Here is a 761-nt window from a genome sequence, read left to right as displayed (position 1 = left end):
TTTTGTGACTGTTTGATACGGTCTGTTTTTTGACAATTGAATATGAGAAGAAAGAGAAACGTGGGCGGCGAAGCTTGCGGGGTCTGAAGGAATTCGGATCTCTGGAATAGACTTTGACGGTCACGTTTTGAACAAGAGAATACACCTCATTATTATCGCAGAGATGCGGATGATGATGGGTGTGAGTTCTCGTCGATTCAGAATGACGTGATTTAGTTAAGATTGAATTCTCAACTTGAGAGTTTGATCCTGGCTCAGAACGAACGCTGGCGGCAGGCTTAACACATGCAAGTCGAACGCCCCGCAAGGGGAGTGGCAGACGGGTGAGTAACGCGTGGGAACATACCCTTTCCTGCGGAATAGCTCCGGGAAACTGGAATTAATACCGCATACGCCCTACGGGGGAAAGATTTATCGGGGAAGGATTGGCCCGCGTTGGATTAGCTAGTTGGTGGGGTAAAGGCCTACCAAGGCGACGATCCATAGCTGGTCTGAGAGGATGATCAGCCACATTGGGACTGAGACACGGCCCAAACTCCTACGGGAGGCAGCAGTGGGGAATATTGGACAATGGGCGCAAGCCTGATCCAGCCATGCCGCGTGAGTGATGAAGGCCTTAGGGTTGTAAAGCTCTTTCACCGGAGAAGATAATGACGGTATCCGGAGAAGAAGCCCCGGCTAACTTCGTGCCAGCAGCCGCGGTAATACGAAGGGGGCTAGCGTTGTTCGGAATTACTGGGCGTAAAGCGCACGTAGGCGGA

At 51.5% G+C, this 761-nt stretch carries 1 rRNA gene; it reads left to right on the top strand.

The window, feature by feature from the left end:
• Positions 1-231 precede the first annotated feature (231 nt).
• Positions 232-761 (top strand): 16S ribosomal RNA (locus tag DA915_RS28590); the annotation flags it as partial.

This window comes from Agrobacterium sp. LAD9 (assembly GCF_003031125.1).
Classification (GTDB): Bacteria; Pseudomonadota; Alphaproteobacteria; order Rhizobiales; family Rhizobiaceae; genus Agrobacterium; species Agrobacterium radiobacter.
The sequence above is the reverse complement of the archived record's forward strand: the minus strand, read 5'-3'. Positions and strand labels throughout refer to the sequence as shown.